Source organism: Kibdelosporangium persicum (assembly GCF_013280595.1).
GTDB lineage: Bacteria > Actinomycetota > Actinomycetes > Mycobacteriales > Pseudonocardiaceae > Kibdelosporangium > Kibdelosporangium persicum.
The window spans coordinates 117,413-136,327 of sequence record NZ_JAAATY010000024.1; the positions used below are offsets into that span (position 1 = coordinate 117,413).

Annotated in this window: 24 protein-coding genes; 11 read left to right on the plus strand and 13 right to left on the minus strand. The window is 68.3% G+C overall.

Annotation, left to right across the window (positions count from 1 at the left end; all coding sequences use genetic code 11):
• Positions 1 to 440: 440 nt before the first annotated feature.
• Both GC106_RS33525 and GC106_RS33530 read right to left on the minus strand, forming a co-directional pair.
• Positions 441 to 671 (minus strand): DUF3107 domain-containing protein, encoded by a 231-nt coding sequence (locus GC106_RS33525; RefSeq protein ID WP_312873073.1) that lies wholly within the window; start codon positions 669 to 671, stop codon positions 441 to 443.
• A 39-nt stretch (positions 672 to 710) separates the two neighbouring features.
• Complete coding sequence (locus GC106_RS33530; protein ID WP_173138885.1) at positions 711 to 1,382, minus strand: ferritin-like fold-containing protein; 672 nt, start codon at positions 1,380 to 1,382, stop codon at positions 711 to 713.
• 252 nt (positions 1,383 to 1,634) lie between these two features.
• Here GC106_RS33530 and GC106_RS33535 point away from each other — a divergent pair, with 252 nt between their 5' ends.
• Genes GC106_RS33535 through GC106_RS33545 form a run of 3 tightly spaced genes read left to right on the plus strand, consistent with a single transcriptional unit; the run spans position 1,635 to position 5,532 of the window.
• Positions 1,635 to 3,260, plus strand: a complete 1,626-nt coding sequence (locus tag GC106_RS33535) for a DEAD/DEAH box helicase (RefSeq protein WP_173138986.1) — start codon at positions 1,635 to 1,637, stop codon at positions 3,258 to 3,260.
• A 44-nt stretch (positions 3,261 to 3,304) separates the two neighbouring features.
• Positions 3,305 to 4,666 (plus strand): Rv3212 family protein, encoded by a 1,362-nt coding sequence (locus GC106_RS33540; RefSeq protein WP_173138887.1) that lies wholly within the window; start codon positions 3,305 to 3,307, stop codon positions 4,664 to 4,666.
• On the plus strand, positions 4,663 to 5,532 hold the full coding sequence (locus GC106_RS33545) for an alpha/beta fold hydrolase (RefSeq protein ID WP_173138890.1): 870 nt from the start codon (positions 4,663 to 4,665) through the stop codon (positions 5,530 to 5,532). The genes GC106_RS33540 and GC106_RS33545 overlap by 4 nt, the downstream gene beginning before the upstream one ends.
• A gap of 185 nt (positions 5,533 to 5,717) precedes the next feature.
• Here GC106_RS33545 and GC106_RS33550 read toward each other — a convergent pair whose 3' ends face one another.
• Entirely contained in the window at positions 5,718 to 6,293 is a 576-nt protein-coding gene (locus GC106_RS33550) for a TetR/AcrR family transcriptional regulator (RefSeq protein WP_312873074.1), read from the minus strand.
• Positions 6,294 to 6,357: 64 nt separating this feature from the next.
• On the opposite strand from GC106_RS33550, the gene GC106_RS33555 reads away from it, so the two are divergent.
• Positions 6,358 to 6,846 (plus strand): GNAT family N-acetyltransferase, encoded by a 489-nt coding sequence (locus GC106_RS33555; protein ID WP_217281296.1) that lies wholly within the window; start codon positions 6,358 to 6,360, stop codon positions 6,844 to 6,846.
• A gap of 1 nt (position 6,847) precedes the next feature.
• Here GC106_RS33555 and GC106_RS33560 read toward each other — a convergent pair whose 3' ends face one another.
• Genes GC106_RS33560 through GC106_RS33570 form a run of 3 tightly spaced genes read right to left on the minus strand, consistent with a single transcriptional unit; the run spans position 6,848 to position 8,664 of the window.
• The gene (locus tag GC106_RS33560) at positions 6,848 to 7,195 is read right to left on the minus strand and encodes a hypothetical protein (protein ID WP_217281297.1); all 348 of its coding nucleotides are present in this window, start codon (positions 7,193 to 7,195) and stop codon (positions 6,848 to 6,850) included.
• A complete protein-coding gene (locus tag GC106_RS33565; RefSeq protein ID WP_173138990.1) occupies positions 7,192 to 7,998 on the minus strand; it encodes a RecB family exonuclease in 807 nt (268 codons plus the stop codon). Before GC106_RS33565 ends, GC106_RS33560 begins: the two co-directional genes overlap by 4 nt.
• Before the next feature lie 36 nt (positions 7,999 to 8,034).
• Positions 8,035 to 8,664, minus strand: a complete 630-nt coding sequence (locus GC106_RS33570) for a MarC family protein (RefSeq protein ID WP_173138896.1) — start codon at positions 8,662 to 8,664, stop codon at positions 8,035 to 8,037.
• Between the two features lie 154 nt (positions 8,665 to 8,818).
• Here GC106_RS33570 and GC106_RS33575 point away from each other — a divergent pair, with 154 nt between their 5' ends.
• The 4 genes from GC106_RS33575 to GC106_RS33590 are packed head-to-tail and all read left to right on the plus strand — an operon-like array spanning position 8,819 to position 12,180.
• Positions 8,819 to 9,211, plus strand: coding sequence for a GntR family transcriptional regulator (locus tag GC106_RS33575; protein WP_312873076.1), 393 nt, complete (start codon positions 8,819 to 8,821; stop codon positions 9,209 to 9,211).
• Positions 9,208 to 10,083: an ABC transporter ATP-binding protein gene (locus GC106_RS33580; protein WP_173138900.1), complete on the plus strand. Its 876-nt coding sequence runs from the start codon at positions 9,208 to 9,210 to the stop codon at positions 10,081 to 10,083. The genes GC106_RS33575 and GC106_RS33580 overlap by 4 nt, the downstream gene beginning before the upstream one ends.
• On the plus strand, positions 10,080 to 11,090 hold the full coding sequence (locus GC106_RS33585; RefSeq protein WP_173138902.1) for an ABC-2 membrane transporter-related protein: 1,011 nt from the start codon (positions 10,080 to 10,082) through the stop codon (positions 11,088 to 11,090). Before GC106_RS33580 ends, GC106_RS33585 begins: the two co-directional genes overlap by 4 nt.
• Before the next feature lie 13 nt (positions 11,091 to 11,103).
• The gene (locus GC106_RS33590) at positions 11,104 to 12,180 is read left to right on the plus strand and encodes an alpha/beta hydrolase family protein (protein ID WP_173138904.1); all 1,077 of its coding nucleotides are present in this window, start codon (positions 11,104 to 11,106) and stop codon (positions 12,178 to 12,180) included.
• 196 nt (positions 12,181 to 12,376) lie between these two features.
• Here GC106_RS33590 and GC106_RS33595 read toward each other — a convergent pair whose 3' ends face one another.
• The 3 genes from GC106_RS33595 to GC106_RS33605 are packed head-to-tail and all read right to left on the minus strand — an operon-like array spanning position 12,377 to position 14,016.
• Positions 12,377 to 13,237: a PHP domain-containing protein gene (locus GC106_RS33595; protein ID WP_173138906.1), complete on the minus strand. Its 861-nt coding sequence runs from the start codon at positions 13,235 to 13,237 to the stop codon at positions 12,377 to 12,379.
• A gap of 35 nt (positions 13,238 to 13,272) precedes the next feature.
• Complete coding sequence (locus GC106_RS33600) at positions 13,273 to 13,833, minus strand: PH domain-containing protein (RefSeq protein WP_173138908.1); 561 nt, start codon at positions 13,831 to 13,833, stop codon at positions 13,273 to 13,275.
• A gap of 18 nt (positions 13,834 to 13,851) precedes the next feature.
• The gene (locus GC106_RS33605) at positions 13,852 to 14,016 is read right to left on the minus strand and encodes a hypothetical protein (RefSeq protein WP_173138910.1); all 165 of its coding nucleotides are present in this window, start codon (positions 14,014 to 14,016) and stop codon (positions 13,852 to 13,854) included.
• A gap of 144 nt (positions 14,017 to 14,160) precedes the next feature.
• Here GC106_RS33605 and GC106_RS33610 point away from each other — a divergent pair, with 144 nt between their 5' ends.
• Positions 14,161 to 14,586, plus strand: a complete 426-nt coding sequence (locus GC106_RS33610) for an NUDIX domain-containing protein (RefSeq protein ID WP_173138912.1) — start codon at positions 14,161 to 14,163, stop codon at positions 14,584 to 14,586.
• Between the two features lie 4 nt (positions 14,587 to 14,590).
• Here the strand turns inward: GC106_RS33610 and GC106_RS33615 are convergent, their stop codons facing one another.
• Positions 14,591 to 15,688, minus strand: a complete 1,098-nt coding sequence (locus GC106_RS33615) for a DUF2332 domain-containing protein (RefSeq protein ID WP_173138992.1) — start codon at positions 15,686 to 15,688, stop codon at positions 14,591 to 14,593.
• Positions 15,685 to 16,197 (minus strand): MaoC family dehydratase, encoded by a 513-nt coding sequence (locus GC106_RS33620; protein WP_173138914.1) that lies wholly within the window; start codon positions 16,195 to 16,197, stop codon positions 15,685 to 15,687. The genes GC106_RS33615 and GC106_RS33620 overlap by 4 nt, the downstream gene beginning before the upstream one ends.
• A gap of 284 nt (positions 16,198 to 16,481) precedes the next feature.
• Here GC106_RS33620 and corA point away from each other — a divergent pair, with 284 nt between their 5' ends.
• Entirely contained in the window at positions 16,482 to 17,558 is a 1,077-nt protein-coding gene (gene corA, locus GC106_RS33625; RefSeq protein ID WP_173138916.1) for a magnesium/cobalt transporter CorA, read from the plus strand.
• Positions 17,559 to 17,626: 68 nt separating this feature from the next.
• Positions 17,627 to 17,779 carry a hypothetical protein gene (locus GC106_RS33630; protein WP_173138918.1) on the plus strand — a complete coding sequence of 51 codons (153 nt, stop codon included), beginning with the start codon at positions 17,627 to 17,629 and terminating at the stop codon, positions 17,777 to 17,779.
• Here GC106_RS33630 and GC106_RS33635 read toward each other — a convergent pair.
• Entirely contained in the window at positions 17,776 to 18,582 is an 807-nt protein-coding gene (locus tag GC106_RS33635; protein WP_173138920.1) for an ESX secretion-associated protein EspG, read from the minus strand. The genes GC106_RS33630 and GC106_RS33635 overlap by 4 nt on opposite strands.
• Complete coding sequence (locus GC106_RS33640) at positions 18,575 to 18,913, minus strand: hypothetical protein (RefSeq protein ID WP_173138922.1); 339 nt, start codon at positions 18,911 to 18,913, stop codon at positions 18,575 to 18,577. Before GC106_RS33640 ends, GC106_RS33635 begins: the two co-directional genes overlap by 8 nt.
• Between the last annotated feature and the right edge of the window lie 2 nt (positions 18,914 to 18,915).

Consider the following 18,915-nt stretch of genomic DNA (forward strand, 5'->3'; position numbering starts at 1 on the left):
TCGCTGGTGCGTTCGATCGCCTGGCCCGTCCGGTGACGTGTCGGCCGAGTCCGCGATGGACGGCGATCATCCCGCTGACCAGTGGAAATGCCGGGGGCAGGCGTCGGACCCGCCTGCTCGGCGGGTTCGATCCGAACGCTGACCACGGCGCCGGTCGGGGCCCGAACGCGCTCCTTCGGCCCGATCGGGACATGGACTGCCGCTGCCCCGTCACGACCCGGCCCGGCCCCTGACCAGCCCCCACCGCTCCCGGGGGGCGACCCCGGACCCAGTCTACCGGGAAAAGGCCTGGCCAGGAGGGTTACCGGCGGGTTGTGGACAACTGGATTCGCCGAAGGTGCCATCACTACGGACCGGCACGCCCGCTGTGGTGTCCGGGCACGTCGGCGGAAACGACAAACCGGCTCGTGCGCCAGGCACGAGCCGGTTCGCGTCGGGTGTCAGGCCTTGACCGAGAACCCGACCTTGCGGGCGTCGGCGGTGCCGATCTCCACGTAGGCCACCCGACCCGCCGGGATGATGTAGCGACGGCCCTTGTCGTCGACCAGGGTCAGTTGGCCCGCGGGGTTCTTCAGCGCGTCGGCCACCAGCGCCTCAACCTCGTCGGGCGACAGGTTGCTCGTGAGGAGCAGCTCCCTCGGGCTGTCCACCACGCCGATCTTGACCTCCACGCTGACCTCCAGCTTGTGCCTCTTGGTGATGACGAAAGGTTATCCGAGTCCGAGCGCTGTCATCCGCTTGCCGTGCGCCTGCTGCAGCCGCCGGAACAACGCCGCGATGCCCGCCAGGTCGCCCGAGCCGGTCACGATCAGCTCGGTCAGCCCGTCCCGTTCGGCCACGATGTACTGGGCCTGCGTCAATCCCTCGCCCAGCAGCCTGCGGCCCCACAGGGTCAGTCTGTCGCGCAGCGTCCGGTCCGCCTCGCAGGCCGCGCTGACTTCGCGCTCAGCGAACGCGGAGTGCCCTGTGTCGGCGAGCACATCGAGCACCAGTTGCTTGGTCGACTCGTCGAGCCAGTTCGCCAGCTGGCTGTAGAGGTCCGCGGCGAGACCGTCGAACACGTACGCCTTCACCAGCGACTCGTGCCAGCTGCGCGGCGGCGTCGACGCGTGGAACGCCTCGAAGTGCTGGATGAACGGTTCCATCGCCTCGGTCGGCCGCACGCCGTGCGCGACGAGGTACTGCTCGATCTTGCTGTAGTGCCCGATCTCGGCGGCCGCCATCACCGCCAGTGCCGCGCGCCCGGCCAGTGTCGGGGCGCTGCGGGCGTCCTCGGCCAGCCGGTCGAACGCGGAGAGTTCGCCGTACGCCAGCACGCCGAGTAGATCAACAACTCCGTCCTGTAGCCGTGCGGAGTCCACCACAGAATCAGCCTCGCTCATGGCGGTGAGCGTAACGGCAGGACTGCCCAGGTAGACTCGGTATGACGCCCGGCGTACCCAACGCCGTGAGGCGACGTTATGAAGACCGTGACGGCAAGGCCCGTCACGCGGAGGGTGTGTGCACGCCAAGCTGGCCCTCCCGCGCAGGTGCCCCAGCGCCATGCAGCGGTCGAGCGGCCCGACCAGGGCAGTGCGCACTGGTAAAGAGAGGCGATCACCCTGAGTTCAACCCACAACGACAAGCTGGATCCGCTGGTACTGGAACACAGCGAGGCCGGCGTTCCCGACACCGACACTTCGCATCCGCTGCTGGCGGATGCCCCGGTCGCGTCCGACTCCCCGACGTTCGCCGAGTTCGGCGTCCGTGAGGAGATCGTCAAGGCGCTGACCGCCGCGGGCATCGAGCGCACGTTCGCCATCCAGGAGCTGACGCTCCCGCTGGCCATGGCCGGCGAGGACATCATCGGCCAGGCCCGGACCGGCATGGGCAAGACCCTCGGTTTCGGCGTTCCGGTCCTGCACCGCCTGCAGACGCCGGGTGACGGCACCCCGCAGGCCCTCATCGTCGTCCCGACCCGCGAGCTGTGCCTGCAGGTCACGCACGACCTCACCGACGCGAGCAAGCACCTGGGTGTGCGGATGCTCGCCATCTACGGCGGCCGCCCGTACGAGCAGCAGATCTCCGCGTTGCGCAAGGGCGTCGACGTGGTCGTCGGCACCCCCGGACGGCTGCTCGACCTGGCCGAACAGCGTCACCTGGTGCTCGGCAAGGTCCGCTCGCTCGTGCTCGACGAGGCCGACGAGATGCTCGACCTCGGCTTCCTGCCCGACATCGAGCGGATCCTCGGCATGGTGCCCGACGAGCGGCAGACCATGCTGTTCTCGGCCACGATGCCGGGCCCGATCATCACGCTGGCCCGCACGTTCCTGCAGCAGCCGACGCACATCCGGGCGGAGGAGAACGACCAGGGCGCCATCCACGAGCGCACCCGTCAGTTCGTCTACCGCGCCCACTCGCTGGACAAGGAGGAGATCGTCGCGCGGGCGCTGCAGTCCCAGGACCGCGGCCTGACGATGATCTTCGCCCGGACCAAGCGGACCGCCCAGAAGGTCGCCGACGACCTGACCGAGCGGGGGTTCGCCGCCGCGGCCGTGCACGGTGACCTGGGCCAGGGCGCCCGGGAGAAGGCGCTGCGCGCGTTCCGGGCCGGCAAGGTGGACGCGCTGGTCGCGACCGACGTGGCGGCGCGCGGTATCGACATCGACGACGTCACGCACGTGATCAACTTCCAGTGCCCGGAGGACGAGAAGACCTACGTGCACCGGATCGGCCGCACCGGCCGGGCCGGGCGCACCGGCGTCGCGATCACCCTGGTCGACTGGGACGAGGAGTACCGCTGGAAGGCCATCAACGACGCCCTCAAGCTGGGCATGCCCGAGCCGGTGGAGACGTACTCGACCTCCGAGCACCTGTTCACCGACCTGGGCATCCCCGCGGACGCCACCGGCAGGCTGCCGGAGAACATGCAGACCCGCGCCGGCCTGGACGCCGAGCAGGAGGAAGACCTCTCTGGCGGCAAGAAGCAGCGCCGTCGGCGCAGCGGCGGTGGCAGTGGCGGTGGCGGGTCGCGCAGCACGCGGTCGTCGTCACGCACGAACGACACTCCGGCGGGTGACGGCGAGGAGCGTCCGCCCAGGCAGCGTCAGCGCAGGCGCCGCCGGGCCGGTCAGGACGTCACGGCCGACGTCACCGCGACCGAGGAGGCACCCGCGGCCTCGTCGGACACCGGTGAGAAGGCCGCTGACCAGCCGCCCCGCCAGCGCCGGCGCCGCCGTGGCGGTGTCGAGGTGGTCCGTGACGCGGGCGAAACCTCGTGAGTACCGTGAAGTAAGGACTTTGCGAGCATCTCGAGGAGGGCGACGTGCCGGAGACCGCCGAGCACGACGGGCACGGCACGGCCGTCTCACACGAGGATGTCCTTGACGGACCGGTGCACGAGGAGCCGCCGAGGCCGCCGCGTACGTCGTTCCACCGCCGCCGTGACTTCGTCGGGGTGTTGCTCATCGTCGTCGCGGTGGTGGCCGGCTGGGTGCTGATCGGCACGAACAGCGACTTCGCCGCGACGTCGTCGCAGACCGGCCCGGCGGACGTCGAGGTGCCGGAGGCGCCCAGCACGCTGCCGCCGTCGTTCGGCGAGGCGTGGCGGGCGCCCAGCGGCGCCACTCCCATCCCCGTCGCCGTGGGCCCGGCAGTGGTCACCGGCGACGGCACCGAGGTCGTCGGGCGTGACCCGTACACCGGGAAGGTCCGTTGGCGTTACGCCCGCGACATTCCACTGTGCACGGTCGGCGAGGGCTGGAGTGACGTGGTCGCGGTGTACCGCAAGCCTGCCAACTTCCTGCCGTCGGACGACCCGTTCAAGAACGGCAACTGCAGCGAGGTGACCTCGCTCAAAGCCGCCAGCGGCGAACGGGACCGGCAACGCAACGGCGACGCCGAAGCGGATACGCAGTTGGTGTCCGACGGCGCGCACGTGACGGCGACCGGGAAGCGCCTGATCAACACGTGGCGCAGCGACCTGGTGCAGACCATGGAGTACGGCGCCGTGCCGGACATCGTGAACCCGGACAAACAGCCTCGGGCCGGCTGCACGTACGGCTCGATCGCGGTGACGCAGGGCCGTATCGGTGTGATCGAACGATGCCCTGCCAAGGCCGACCCGGCAGCGACCGGGGACGACCGGCTCACGGTGTACAAGCCGACGGGCAAGGAGAACGAGAGCGACACCCCCATCGTCGACTTCAGCATCACCGTCGGCGGCACCAACGCTCAGGTGCTGGCGATGAACGAGACCTACACGGCGATCGCGATGCCCAACCCGTCCCGGATCCTGGTGTACGACGGCCAGGGCAACAAGGTGCGGGAATACCCGGTCTCGGTGCCCGATGCCGACCTCGCCGCCGATCCGGCCCGCGGCGTGGCCTCGGTGACCAGGGGAACCGACGCCGTGTTCTGGTTCACCGGGACCCGCACGATCGCACTGTCCACTCAGGACCTGCGACCACTGTGGACGATCGAGAACACGCTCGGTACCGGCACGGTGTTCGCCGGATACCTGCTACTACCGGTGAAGGACGCCTACGTGGTGACCGACCAGGTGACCGGCGCGCGTGTCGCGCAGACCGCGGTGAACCGCGACGGGTACAACGGCCCCGTGCGGATGTCGACGCTCGGCCCCATGGTCCTGGAACAGCGTGGCCCGACTCTGGTCGCACTGCGATGACCGCCTCGCAGATCACCGCGCACGGCGCCGACCACGTCGAACTGCCCGGCCGCCACGGCCCGCTCGCCGCACTTCGCCGGCCGGTCCCTGGCCAGACGCCGATCGCCTTGCTGGTACCGGGTTACACGGGGTCCAAAGAGGACTTCGCACCGCTGATCGACCCGATCGCGGACGCGGGCATCGAGCCGATCGCGATCGACCTGCCCGGGCAGTACGACTCCCCCGGGCCGATCGATCTCGAAGCGTATCTGCCCGCGTCGCTGGGAGGCATGGTCGCCGAGGTCGTCGGAAAGCTCGCTGCCGACGGGCGGCCCGTGCTTCTGCTCGGGCATTCGTACGGCGGGTTGGTGTCCCGTGGCGCCGTCCTGGCCGGGGCGCCTGTTCGCGGGTTGACGTTGCTCAGCAGCGGACCTGGCGAACTGCCGGTCGGCCCACGACGCAAGATGCTCGACTTGGCCGAGCCGGTGCTGCGCGAGCACGGGATCGAGACACTGGCGGAGTTCCGCCGGGCGATGTACGAGAACGACCCCGCTTGGCTTCAGTTGCCCGCGGAGTTGCGGGAGTTCCTGACGTACCGGTTCCGCCGGACGAGCCGGGAATGCCTGCTGGGCATGGCCGTCGGCCTGCGGACCGAGCCCGACCTCGTGGACAGTCTCGCGCGGCGACTGGAAACCAGCGCCACGCCGTGCCTCGTGGCCTGCGGCGCCGCCGACGACGCCTGGCCGATCTCCGCCCAGCGGGACATGGCCGAGCGGCTGGACGCCGACTTCGCCGTGATCCCAGGCGCTCGGCATTCGCCGGCCGTCGAGAATCCCGAGGCGCTGCTGGGTGTTCTGCTGTCGACGTGGCGAATGTGGCTGGCCTAGGCCGTGTTTCAAATGCCCGATCGCGATAGCCGGGCCGGATGCGGCCCCTGACGCCACCGCGGGACCGCCCAAAGACAACCAGTATTCGCGGCGATCCCGCGGCGACGCCAGGAACCACCCCACCGAGCCGATTCCGGCCTCCGGCCGGGGCAGACTCTCATCGACCGGGACATCCGAAACACGACCTAGGTCAGTCCGAATCCCGCCAGGGTCGCGTCGAGCATCGCCGACTGTACGGCAGCCGGGTAGGCGGCTGGGTCTGTGGACGCGAGGGCGGCCGCGCCTTCCACCATCGCGATCAGCGCGAAAGCCGTTGTCGTGACTCGTTCTTCCGGCCAGTCCGGCTCGGTCGCGGAGACCAGCCTGCTGATCCGTACCCGCCAGGCCTTGTTGTTCGTGCGGTGCAACGTGAGCAGGTCTTCGTCGCCGACTGCCGCGGCCAGGAACCCCATCCAGACAATGCTTTCGGCCGCGGTCCTCTCGTCCAGTGCCATTCCCTGCGCGAGAACGGCCCGTAGCGCGGCGCGCGGGTTTCCGGCTTCGGCTTCGAGCGCATCGGCTCGCTCCCGGGTCCGTTCGTGCAGGAGCTGACGGGCATGCTTCAGCAGCGCATGCCGGTTGGGAAACCGATGCATGACCAGGCCTGTCGTGCAGCCGGCCGCGGCGGCGACCGCGCGGATCGTGAGGCGTTCGATTCCCTGGCTGGCCAGCACGTCCCACACCGCACGGGAAAGCTCGACCTGGTGGGCGGTTCGTGACACGGATCGCACTCCCCTCGAAGCCGTAACAGCTGTTACGGTAACAGATGTTACGAGGGAGTGGATGATGCTGATCGAAACGCGACGGTGGGACGACCCGGAAGGCGCTGAGCTGCGACGACAGCAACGCGTCGAACTCGACGCACGCTACGGCAGCTCGGACCACGAGCCCGGCCCGCCGCCGTCAGCGGCCGACACGGACGTCTTCCTCGTCGCGGTGAGCGATGGGAAGGCCGTCGGGTGCGGCGCGCTGCGGCAGTTGGACTCCGGATCAGCCGAGATCAAACGTATGTACGTGGTGCCGCAGATGCGCGGGACCGGGGTCGCGACCAGCCTGCTGCGCGCGTTGGAGGCAGCCGCCGTCGAGCGGGGCTGGCACACGGTACGTCTGGAGACTGGCACCGCACAGCCTGACGCCCTGCGGTTCTACCGCCGTGAGGGCTACCGCGAAATCCCGCTCTTCGGCAACTACATCGGCTCGACGCTGTCCGTCTGCTTCGAGCGTGACCTCACGCCCGACAGGACCGGGTCGCGTTGCGAACGTTCCCCGCGGTAGTTCAGATCCACCAGAAGAGGACCAGGACCAGCACCACGGTCGCGGCTAAGCCGAAGCCCGCGAGCAGAGCCGGGCGGCCGGGTCTGCGGTCGATCACGCGTTGGGCGTAGACCGCGACGCCCGCGCCGACGATGTGGCCGATCAGCTCGACCACGCCGAGGCCGGGGACGCCGTTCGCCCAGGAGATGATCTGCAGGACGAGCACGGCCAGGGCGAGGACGACCAGGCCCGCCGCCAGCGCGCCGGTCAGCTCTCGCCAGAAACGGCCCTTGCGGCGCCGGGGTTCTTCTTCGGCCACCGCCGCCGAATCCTGGGTGGAAAGTTCCTCGGTCGCCTGCTCGGAGATCATGGGGGCAACATCCCCCACGGGGCCGTCGGCGGCCCTGCCGCCTGGCCTTCTGGGCAGTGGCGACGGAAGTCGCACCATGAACATTGCCTTCCCACTTGCGGCGGGAACAACACGTCGGGATCGCCGCCTGCTTCGAGTGTGTCGGTCGCGAGCTGCAGTTCCTCGGCTGTCTCCTCCGCTCGTGCCTGGTGGCGCGCCAACGACTCGTCGGTGTGCTCCCACACTGCGACTTCGCCCGTGGGCAGGTGGTGGAGTTCCACACGCCTGCACTTGCGCCGCAGCGTTCGGGTGGTCGCGATGGCGTACATCGCCAACGCCTGCGAGCCGCGGGCGTCGTCGGTGGTCAGCGCCTGCCTGCCGGTCTTGTAGTCGATGATCACCAGTTCGCCCTGGCGGTCGTCGATGCGGTCGACCCGGCCCTCGGCCACGATCGTGCCCGCCGGCGCCGAGACCCAGCGTTCGAGCCCGACCGGGTCGACCGTCACGTCCGTCTCGGCCAGGTAGCGGGCGACCCACTCACGGGCGCGGTCGCGGTAGGTCGCGGCTTGCGCCGAGTCGGCGAAACCGTCGTCCTTCCAATGGGTCGTCACGAGTGCCGCACCGGCCTCGGGCGTGCGCTTCTCCAACGGCAGGTCGAAGAAGGCGCGCAACGCGTTGTGCACGACGGCACCCAATGTCGAGTGCGCGTACGCGCCGCCGCGTTGCGGAGCCGGGCGGTCCACGTAAGTCATCCGGTAGCGGCGTGGACAGTCCATCCACGTCGCCAGCTTCGACGGGGTGACCCGCACCAGCTTCTTCGGCATGCTGTCGAATCCGAGCTGCCCTTGCACACGTCCAAGTTACCCGGAGCCACTGACAAAACCGCGAACGGAGTCGGCCAGGAGTTGCACCGCGATCGCGGCGAGCAGCAGACCTGCGATCTTGGCCAGCAGGACGATCCCGCTCTCCTTGATCAACCGGATCACCACGCCGGAGAAGCGCAGGCAGATCCACAACAGGAAGTGCACGGCCAGGATCGCGAGTCCGAGCGCGACGTACGCGCCCGTCTGGCCTTCCGCCTGCCTGACGAACACGATCGTGGCCGCGATCGCCCCAGGCCCGGCGAGCAACGGCGTGCCGAGCGGCACCAGGGCGACGTTGACGTCCTCGACTTCCTGCGCCTCGGTCGTACCGCTGCCGTGCAGCAGGTCCAACGCGATGAGCAGCAACAACAGCCCACCCGCGCCCTGCAACGCCGGGATGCCGATGTGCAGGTACGACAGGATCGCCTGGCCGCCGATGGCGAACAGGCTGATCACCGCGAGCGAGACGAGCACGGCCTGCCGGGCCGCCTTGGCCCGCGCCGCCCGTGACTTGCGGCCGACCAGGCTGAGGAACACCGGGATGGTGCCCGGCGGGTCCATGATCACCACCAGCGTGATGGTGGTCGCGGTGAACATCCGCGCGTCGAAGTAGTCAGCCAGTGCCACCCGCCCATCCAAACAGGACACAGCCAAAACCGCAGGTAACCCCTCGTGAGTGTTTAGCCGTGTTCTAACCCTGATAAACGCTCACGACGCCACGCTGGGAGTCGGCGGGACACTTCCTCTATAGTACTAGTTAGATAGATAAATGGAGGAAGTCGTGATCGAGTTCCATCTGAACGGCAGATCCGGCCTGTCGCCGTACCAACAGCTGGTCCAGCAGGTACGGCACGCGCTGCGGCTCGGTCTGCTGCGGGAGGGCGATCAGCTGCCGAAGGTCAAGGACGTGGTCGCGCAGCTGGCCATCAACCCGAACACGGTGCTCAAGGCGTATCGCGAGCTTGAGCACGACGGGCTGGTCGCCGCGCGTCCCGGCGTCGGCACGTTCGTCACCGCCACGCTCAACGACGGGTCCAACGCCGCGCTCGGCGCGCTGCGCCACGACCTGGTGCGGTGGCTTTCCAGGGCCCGCAAGGCAGGTCTCGACGAAGAGAGCATCGAGGCCCTGTTCACCACCACCTTTCGCTCCGCCGCGCAGGAGGACATAGCGTGATCCTCAGAGCCCAAGGACTGGGCAGGAAGTACGGACGGCGGCGGGCACTGGCCGACTGCACGCTGGACATCCCCGCGGGGCACGTCACCGGGCTGGTCGGCCCGAACGGCGCAGGCAAGTCGACGCTGCTCAACCTGGCCGCGGGCATGCTCACGCCGACCGAAGGCATCATCGAGGTGTGCGGCGGCCGTCCCGGCAGCGGCACCGAGCAGCTGGCCAAAGTCGGGTTCGTCGCCCAGGAGACGCCGACGTACGCCGGGCTGACCGTCGCCGAACACCTGCACCTGGGCGCACAGCTGAATCCCGGCTGGGACAACGCACTCGCCTACGAACGGATCACCAGGCTCGGTCTCGATCCGGCACAGAAGGCCGGGAAGCTGTCCGGCGGGCAACGCGCCCAGCTCGCGCTCACGATCGGCATCGCCAAACGGCCGCGGCTGCTGTTGCTCGACGAGCCGGTCGCCGCGCTGGATCCGTTGGCGCGCAGGGAGTTCATGCAGGACCTGATGGAGAGCGTCGCCGAGCACGGGCTCAGCGTCGTGCTCTCGTCGCACCTGGTCGCCGACCTGGAACGGGTCTGCGACCACCTGATCGTCCTGATGGACTCCCGCGTGCGGATCTCCGGCGAGTTCGACGAACTGCTGGCCACGCACTTCCGGCTGACCGGCCCGCGCCGGGACGTCGACACGTTGCCGCGCAACCAGCAGGTCCTCTCGGTCAGTCACACCGACCGGCAGACCACGCTGCTGGTCCACACCAGCGAGCCGATCCTCGACCCGGCGTGGTCGGTCAGCCCGGTGACCATCGAGGACCTCGTCCTGGCCTACATGAGCCGCCCGCAAACCCGTCCCGCGCTGGAGGTGCTGCGATGATCTGGTTGACCTGGCGCCAGTTCCGGTTACCCGCCGCGGCCGTCGCCGCCATCGTCGTCACGCTCGCGATCGTCCTGGTGATCATCCAGCTGCCGTCCGCCGCCGACGCGCAGTCCCTGTTCGACCAGATCACCGATCTGGACTACTCGCTCTACTACGCGGGACTGATCGTGCTGTACGCGATCCCGCCGATCATCGGAATCTTCTGGGGCGCGCCGCTGATCACCCGTGAACTGGAAACGGGCACGTACCGCCTGGTGTGGAACCAAACCGTCACGCGTGGCCGCTGGCTCGCGGTCAAACTCGGCACGGCCGGGCTCGTGGCCGTGACCGTCGGCGGGCTGGCCGGCCTGGTGGTCAGCTGGTGGGCCGGTCCGATCGACACCGCGACCCTGACCACCCCGAATTCGAGTTTCGGTGCCCGGATGGAGCCGGTGGTGTTCGCCGCGCGCGGGATCGTGCCGATCGGGTACTCCGCCTTCGCGTTCGTCCTCGGTGTGACGGTCGGGATCCTGGTTCGGCGGACGGTCGCGGCGATGGCCGTCACGCTCGTCGCCTACATCGCCGTGCAGCTCATCGTCCCGGTGGCAGTACGGCCGTACATCGTGCCGCCGGACCAGCAGACGGTCGCGATCACCGAAGAGAACATCACGATGATCGGGATCAACGAGTCCGGCAGGGTGGAGCGACTGGGGGTGGAGAACCAGCCGGGCTCGTGGCTGCTGTCCAACGAAACCGTCGACCCCGCAGGCAATCCGATCAAGCTGGGCGAAGCCGTCGCGCTCGCGGAATGCAGCGTCACGCTGCCGAACCAGGCAGGCCCGCCGCCTGGCCCACCGACTGCCTGCTTCGCGAAGCTGACCTCACTGGGCTACCGCCAGGAGCTGACGTATCAGCCCGCCAGCCGGTTCTGGGGACTGCAGGCGTTGGAGCTGGCCGTCTACCTGGCTCTCACCGCCTTGCTGACGTGGTTGTCGTTCCGGTTGATCCGTCGTCGCCTGTCCTGAAAGGAAGACCAAGATGCTTCGAGCCTTGACGGCGGTCGCCGTGACCGCGACGCTCGCGACCGGTCACCCAGCCGCCGCGGAGACCGCGTTGTTCCTGCCCGAACCGACCGGCCGGTACGCGGTCGGCGCGAAGTCCCTGTACCTCAAGGACTTGTCCCGCGCGGACCCGTGGGTCGGCGGCCCCCGGGAGCTGATGCTCACCCTGCGGTACCCGGCGTGGACCACGGGCACGCGACGGGCGAAGTACATGACCGCGGACGAATCCAGGCTGTTGCTCGCGGGCATTCCCGGCGTACCGCCCGAAATCCTGACCACGGTCAGGACCAACTCGTTCACCGACGCGCTCCCGGCTCCGGGCAGGCGGCCGCTCGTGGTCCTCTCCCCTGGCTACACCAAAACTCGCGCCACGCTGAGCACGTTGTCCGAAGAACTGGCCAGCGCCGGCTACATCGTGGCCACGGTCGACCACACCTACGAGAACACAGGCATGTCCTTCCCGGACGGGCGCGTCGCCACCTGCGCCTCCTGTGACGTCCCGCACGACCGGGCTTTCTGGCTGAAGCTCGAGGCAGGCCGCGCCGCGGATGTCTCGTTCGTGCTCGACGAGCTGACCAGGAGGTACCCGATGATCGACCGGAACCGGATCGCGATGGGCGGCCACTCGGTCGGCGGCATCAGCACGATCCGGGCCATGCTGGCCGACCGGCGGATTCGCGCGGGCATCGACATCGACGGCGGCTCGCACGAGGACAAGCCGACTGCCGAGCTGGACCGTCCCTTCATGTTCCTCGGTTCGGAAGGCAGCGGCCCTGAACAGAACACGGGCTGGGTCAATGAGTGGCAACGGATGACTTCGTGGAAACGGTGGCTGCTGGTGGACGGCACCAGGCACGCGTCCTTCACCGACGTCGGCCTGCTGGGCGAACAGCTCGGCCTGGCGGGCGGGGGCCCGCTGCCTGCGGACCGAACGGCCGTGATCACCCGGGCTTACGTGCGGGCGTTCTACGACCTCCACCTTCGCGGCGTGCCACAACCGCTGCTGGACGAGCCGTCCACGCAGTACCCGGAGGTGCGGTTCTGCACCGCCTGAATCTGGGCTAGGTCGTGTTTCGAATGTCCCGGTCGATGAGAGTCTGCCCCGGCCGGAGGCCGGAATCGGCTCGGTGGGGCGGTTCCTGGCGTCGCCGCGGGATCGCCGCGAATACTGGTTGTCTTTGGGCGGTCCCGCGGTGGCGTCAGGGGCCGCATCCGGCCCGGCTATCGCGATCGGGCATTTGAAACACGGCCTAGCCGTGCAGTACGGGGACGCCGGAGGTGCGGGAGACCAGTTCTGCCAACGCCTCCGGCGACGTGGACTCCTGGCCGATCCTGATCGTCTTGTTCGTCCCGTGGTAGTCGCTGGAGCCGGTCCGCACCAGCCGCAGGTCCCCGGCCAGTTCGGCCAGTTCCGCCCGGGTGGCCTCGTCGTGGTCGGGGTGGTCGACCTCCAGGCCGGTCAGCCCGGCCGCGGCGAGTTCCTTGATCACGTCGGCCGTCACGGTCGGCCCACGGTGGTGGGCGAACGCGTGTGCCAGCACGGTGACGCCACCGGCGTCGGCGATCATCTCGATCGCGGTGTGCACGGGGGTGTCGCGGCGGCTGACGTGGAACCGGCCGTTCGAGTTGAGGAACACAGCGAACGCCTCGTCGACCGTCTGCACGACACCGGCCTTCACCAGGGCCATGGCCAGGTGCGGACGGCCGGCTGGCGAGTCCTCCGGTAACCCCGCCATCAGCTCGTCGGCGTCGACGGGATAGCCGTCGGCGGCCATGCGCCGGGCCATCTTGTGCAGCCGGGCACGGCGTTCGGCGCGCAGGCGCGACTGTTCGGCCACGATCGCGGGCGCGGTCGGGTCGAAGAGGTACGCCAACAGGTGCACGGTGGCCGTGCCACCGCGCCCGTTGGGCGATGTGCAGGACAGCTCGGCGCCCCGGATCAGGGACAGCCCGGCCGGCAGCGCCGCGGCGGCTTCAGCCCAGCCCGCCGTGGTGTCGTGGTCGGTCAGCGCGACCGTCGACAACCCGGCGGCGGCCGCCGTGGTGATCAACTGGGTAGGCGTGTCCGTGCCATCCGAGACGGACGAGTGCGTGTGCAGATCGATCACCATGCCATCCAGTGTGCTGCATGGCATGGCTCACCCTGCTAGCCGTTGGCCTTCTTGCCCAAGGCGGCCTTCTTCGCCTTGATCATCGAGAACCGCTCGGCCTGTGCCTTCTTGTCACCGAACACCAGTTCGGAGATGGCGTCGTAGACCTGCTCCGGCTTTGGTAAGTAGTTGATCCGGTTCAGTGCCTGGATCTGACCCGCGGACTCGACGACCATCGTGCCGTATCCGAAGATCCTGCCCACCCACGAGCGTTCGTACGTGAGGTCCGTCACCTTGCCGATCGGCATCATCAGGACTCTCGTGGTGAACACGCCAGTGGTCAGCATGAACCGCTTGTCGGTCACCACGATCCGCTCCACCCACCACTCGATCACGAGGTAGGCGAACCGGAGCAGCACGATCAACGCCGCGTACCAGAGCACGTTCTGCAACAACCACATCGACGACGGCAGGATGTAGGAGATCATCACGGCAACGGCCAGCAGGGCCGCCGCCTCGAAGACGTCCCACGCCAGCACCGTCCAATGCCTGCGCACCCGAATGACTCGTCGTTCCGAGTCGAGCAGGTACTCGTCTGGGTCCCTGGGCGCGAACATGTGCTCAGTATCTCGCGCCTACCCGCTGAAGACACTACGGACGAACAGAATCAGTGCCTCCGCGGCGTCCTTGATGGTGCTCAGGATGTTGTTGACGATGCCGGCAGACGCTTGCGGTTGAGTAACCAGGAAGAACACGAGCAAAGCGACTCCGGTCAACACGAGAATTTTCTTCGTGTTCACGACGACCAACCCCGTCTCTTCTCCGCACCCGATGGCGCCTGTTGAAAACCGTTGTACCGCACAAAGCGGTCGGCTGACGAGAGTTGTACAGCACTCGGAGCACACACCCGGACACCCAGCCGGATCTCGCTACGCTGTGTGCTCGTGCAAGGTGGGTCGGTTCGTAAGATCAGGTGCGTCGGAGGGGTGACCCACGACACATATGGCCGTCTTTTGATGATTCGCCGTGCGCACGCCCCGGGCGAGGGCCTGTGGTCCATTCCCGGCGGACGGGTCGAAGCCGGCGAGTCCGATGCCGTCGCCGTGGCCCGTGAGCTGCTCGAAGAGACCGGTTTGACGGTCTCGATCGGCCGTCTGGTCGGTACCGTCACCCGGCCGGCTCCGAGCGGTTTGTACGAGATCCACGACTACGAATGCCACGTCGTCGCGGGTGTCGCGGTGCCGGGAGATGACGCCGCCGAGGTCGCGTGGATCGACCTGGCGACGTTCACCACACTCGAACGGACGAATTTGCTCACCGAGGGCCTCGCTCCCACACTGCGGGACTGGGACGTGCTCCCGCGCGCGTGAGTTCCTACAGCCACATAAGCGTTTGGCCATGCGGGCCGGTGCGCCCGAGCAACCGCACGTCGGGCTTGCCCGATTCCCACCGTACGAGACCGAGCACGCCCCGGATCTCCCCGGAGCCGTCCTCGAAGTCCTTACGGCCGGGCACCAGGTAGGCCATCGCGGCCAGGTAGTGCTCCTGGCTGACCCACCAGAGGGGCCTTCCGGCCGCCAGATCGGCCACAGCGGCCACGAACTCCTGCCGCCGTTGGTCGGACATGTACGGCAGCACGTGACTCGTCAGAACGACCAAAGGGAGCTCCGCGGGCACTTGCGCGGCGGCCGTCGCGAGCCCGTCGACGGCGTCGCCGGTCACCAGCGTCGGCCGGTCCTTCTCCTGCATCTCCGCGGCGACCCGCAGCCGCCGGGACCGCTCCGGCTGGTCGGCCCACACGCACGCCTCCAGCCACGCCAGCTCCTCCTCGTCCCGCAGGTCGATCGGCCTGCGGTCCAGCCCGACCTTCGCGCCCACCGCGAGCTTCTTCGGCAGCCTGGGCAACGGCCGGCCGGACACCGCGCACGTCAGCACGAGCGGTGTCTTCGCCGGGCCCGCGTTGATCTGCTCGCCCGCCTCGGTCTGGTAGCGGAAGCCGTACCGGTCCACGCCGAGCAGCAGCCCCGCGCTCGTGCCGACCTCCAGCAGCCCGATCGGCCCCTTGGCCTCCTTGGCCGCCTGCGCGATGGCCGGGAACAGCGGAGCCGCCCGGCGCACCTCGTTGGTCTGTGTCGTCCGGGTCGAGATCAGCTCCCGCATCTTGTCCGCGCGCTCCAGCACGAATTCACGGAACAGCGGCCACACCCGCTCGTCCGGGCCGAAACTGCCGCCCATCGTCAGGTAGTAGTTCGCCAGCTCGATCCACGGCTCCGCCTGAACGAGACGTTGCGCGGCGGCGAAGAACAGCGTGCCGTGCGCGAAATTCTCCGGTGCCGCGGCCAGTAACGCCGCGACTTCGTCGTCGTCCTTGGCGTGCGTGGCCAGCAGTTCGTACAGCGGCGAGATGCCGGCGGCCTCGTTCACGGCGAAGTTGGTCAGCCTCGCCTTGGCCATCTCGAGTGACGCCATCAGGCGCTGTCACCCTTTGGCTCCGGGCGTCCCGGCTGCTCGCCGCCCCGCGCCTCGCCGTACGAGCGCTTGGGAACCATCACCTTGCGACGGAAAACACACACGATGGTTCCGTCCTGTTTGTACCCACGAGTTTCCACGTAGACCACCCCACGGTCGTCCTTGGACTTCGACGGTGTCTTGTCCAGCACTTCGGTCTCACCGTAGATCGTGTCACCGTGGAAGGTCGGTTTGACGTGTTTGAGCGATTCCACCTCCAGATTGGCGATCGCCTTGCCGGACACGTCCGGCACCGACATCCCGAGCAGCAGCGAGTAGATGTAGTTGCCCACCACGACGTTCTTGCCGAAGTCGGTGGTCTGGCCCGCGTAGTGCGCGTCCATGTGCAGCGGATGGTGGTTCATGGTGAGCAGGCAGAAGAGGTGATCGTCGTACTCGGTCACCGTTTTGCCAGGCCAGTGCTTGTACACCGCGCCGATCTCGAACTCCTCGAAGTAGCGACCGAACTGCACTTGAACTACCTCCGTGTAACGCTGCCGATGGCCAGAGACGACAGTCTGGATGCACAGGGAGTATTCTGTGCAACTGGTGTGTGAGCGACTCCACCGCTCACACGACCCGACCCTGGGAGGTGAGGACGCATGAGTGGCACAGATAGCGCGCCGAGTACCAGCAGCGTCCCCACCGGAAGGGTCTGTTAGGCCCCGCGGTACCGGCCGGGACGCTCACGGCCGGGGAGGATTCCGATCCCTCCGGCACGTCGCACGCCCGTAGCACGAACCACGTTGGAGGCCTCATGGCTGCGCTCCGCCCGCTCGGCAGTCTGCGCGGTAAGCCAGACCGCACCACACCGGCGCCACTCCCGGTGCCCGTCTCGGCATATGTGGTCAACTGCGGGATCTACCGCGACGGCACCCGTGTGCCCGGCCGCTGGACGCACGCGGACGCGATCGCCGAAGTGCGTGAGCACAACGACGGCTTCGTCTGGATCGGACTGCACGAGCCGGACGCCGAGCAGATCAAGGGCATCGCGGACACCTTCGGCCTGCACGAACTGGCCGTCGAGGACGCGGTCCAGGCCCACCAGCGGCCCAAGCTGGAGCGCTACGACGACACGCTGTTCATGGTGCTCAAGACAGTCCGGTTCGTCGAGCACGACTCCCCCGACACCACCAGCGAGATCGTCGAGACCGGCGAGCTGATGGCGTTCCTCGGCAAGGACTTCATCGTCACGGTCCGGCACGGCAACCACTCCGGGCTCGCGTCGCTGCGGGCGGAACTGGACAAGGAGCCGGAGCGGCTGAAGGTGGGCCCTGCCGCGGTGCTGCACGCGATCGCCGACCGGATCGTGGACAGCTACCTCGATGTCACCGAACGGTTCGAAGACGACATCGAGACGATGGAGAGCACCATCTTCGCGCCGAGCACGCAGGTCAGCGCCGAGCAGATCTACCTGATGAAGCGGGAGGTGCTCGAACTGCGCCGCGCGGTGAACCCGTTGGCCAACCCGTTGCGCCGCTTGGCCGAGGGCTACACACCGCTGGTGCCCGAGCAGGTGCGCTCGTACTTCCGTGACGTCGACGACCACCTGACGACCGTGACGGAACGCGTGACGGGCTTCGACGAGATGCTGAACACGTTGATCGACGCCACCCTGGCGAAGATCACGCTGCAGCAGAACACCGACATGCGCAAGATCACCGCGTGGGCGGCGATCATCGCGGTGCCGACCTGCGGCGCCGGGATCTACGGCATGAACTTCGACTACATGCCGGAACTGAAGTGGACGTTCGGGTATCCGATGGTGATGCTGGTGATCCTGGCCGTCTGCGTGTATCTCTACCGCGTCTTCCGCAAGAACCGATGGCTCTAGCCGGGCGTGCGCCCGGCTGTCCTCTCCCTTCCCCCTGCCCACCACCCTGAACCCACAGGGAGGCCATCGTGTCCCGGTTCCTGCTCAACCCCCTGTTCTGGCTCGTCACGATCCTCGTCGCCTGGATCGTCGTGGTCACCATGTCGATCGCCAGCAACCCCGAGGGCGCCCGCGCTCACTCGCTGCAATCCCCGCAGCAGGTGGAGATCACCCAGCGTTAACGCAGGGTGGCCGCGAGTTTCCGCAGCGCCGAACGGATCTCCTCGGGGGCGAAGGGGTTCACGCTCATCCAGTCGCCGTCGCCGTCCAGCTGGTAGCGGCCGTTTTCGGTGTCCAGCCAACGGATTTCGTCACCGGCGCGGTGCCAGTCGCCGTCCGGTCCGGCCCTGCGGGCCACTCCGGCCTGCCCGTTGCCGAGCACGGGCTGGAGGTACTGGACCATCCGGCGGGACACGCGATCGTCGACGCCGTGCTGGGCAAGGATTTCCTCGACCACCCGCGGCGGGAGCCTGCGTGGCCGTACGCCGTCCTCCGTCGGCAGGTCGGCGATCAGTGCTTCGAACGCGGCCTGCAAAGGCTTGCGCGGCAACGTGAACGGCGTGGTCGGCGCGGCGTCGAGGCGCGGGATGATCTGGTACAGCTCGTCCACGGCCCTGTCGAGTGTGGCCTGTCGTAACACGACAGTCCCGAATGGATCGGCGGCCCGTTGGACGACGACCAGCGCGTCGCCGCGATGCACGAGCACGACCGCGCCGACGGTGGTCTTCTCCTCCGCCACAACGAGATCCAGCACTCCGCCGCCGTACCGCAGCAGGTGCACGAACTCGTCGGCGAGCCCGAGCGGGCCTTCGTCGTCGGCGAGCCCGCGCTCGGCGAGTTGTTCCCCGGCGGCGTGGAACACCGCCGAGCGTTCGGCCTCGGTGAGCCCGGTGTCCGGGATCTCCAGCGGGAACGGCGGTTCCACCTCGGCGAACGCGCACAGCAGCTCGACTTCGATCGGGTGCAGGGCGACGTCCTCACTCACGGAAACCGTCCCGGCTCGCCGCGTCGACCTCCTCGTACTTCGCCGCCGTGCGTTCGGCTCCGTCGACGAACTCCTGCAGGTTGGCCAACGCCGTCTCCAGCTGGCCGGCCAGCCCGTGGTCACCGGCGATCCGGTCGGTGAACTTCTCGGCCAGCTCCCGCGCGGGCGGGCTCGTGCCCAGCTGAGGCATCAGCGCGGGATCGCGGAACTCCGCGACCTCCTTGCGGACCGCGTCCAGATCGGCCTTCACCTGAGCGATCGCCGAGGCGAACTCACGCAACCGCTCCGGCGTGATCTGCCAGCCCTGCCCGGCCGGTACGTCCTCGTGCATCG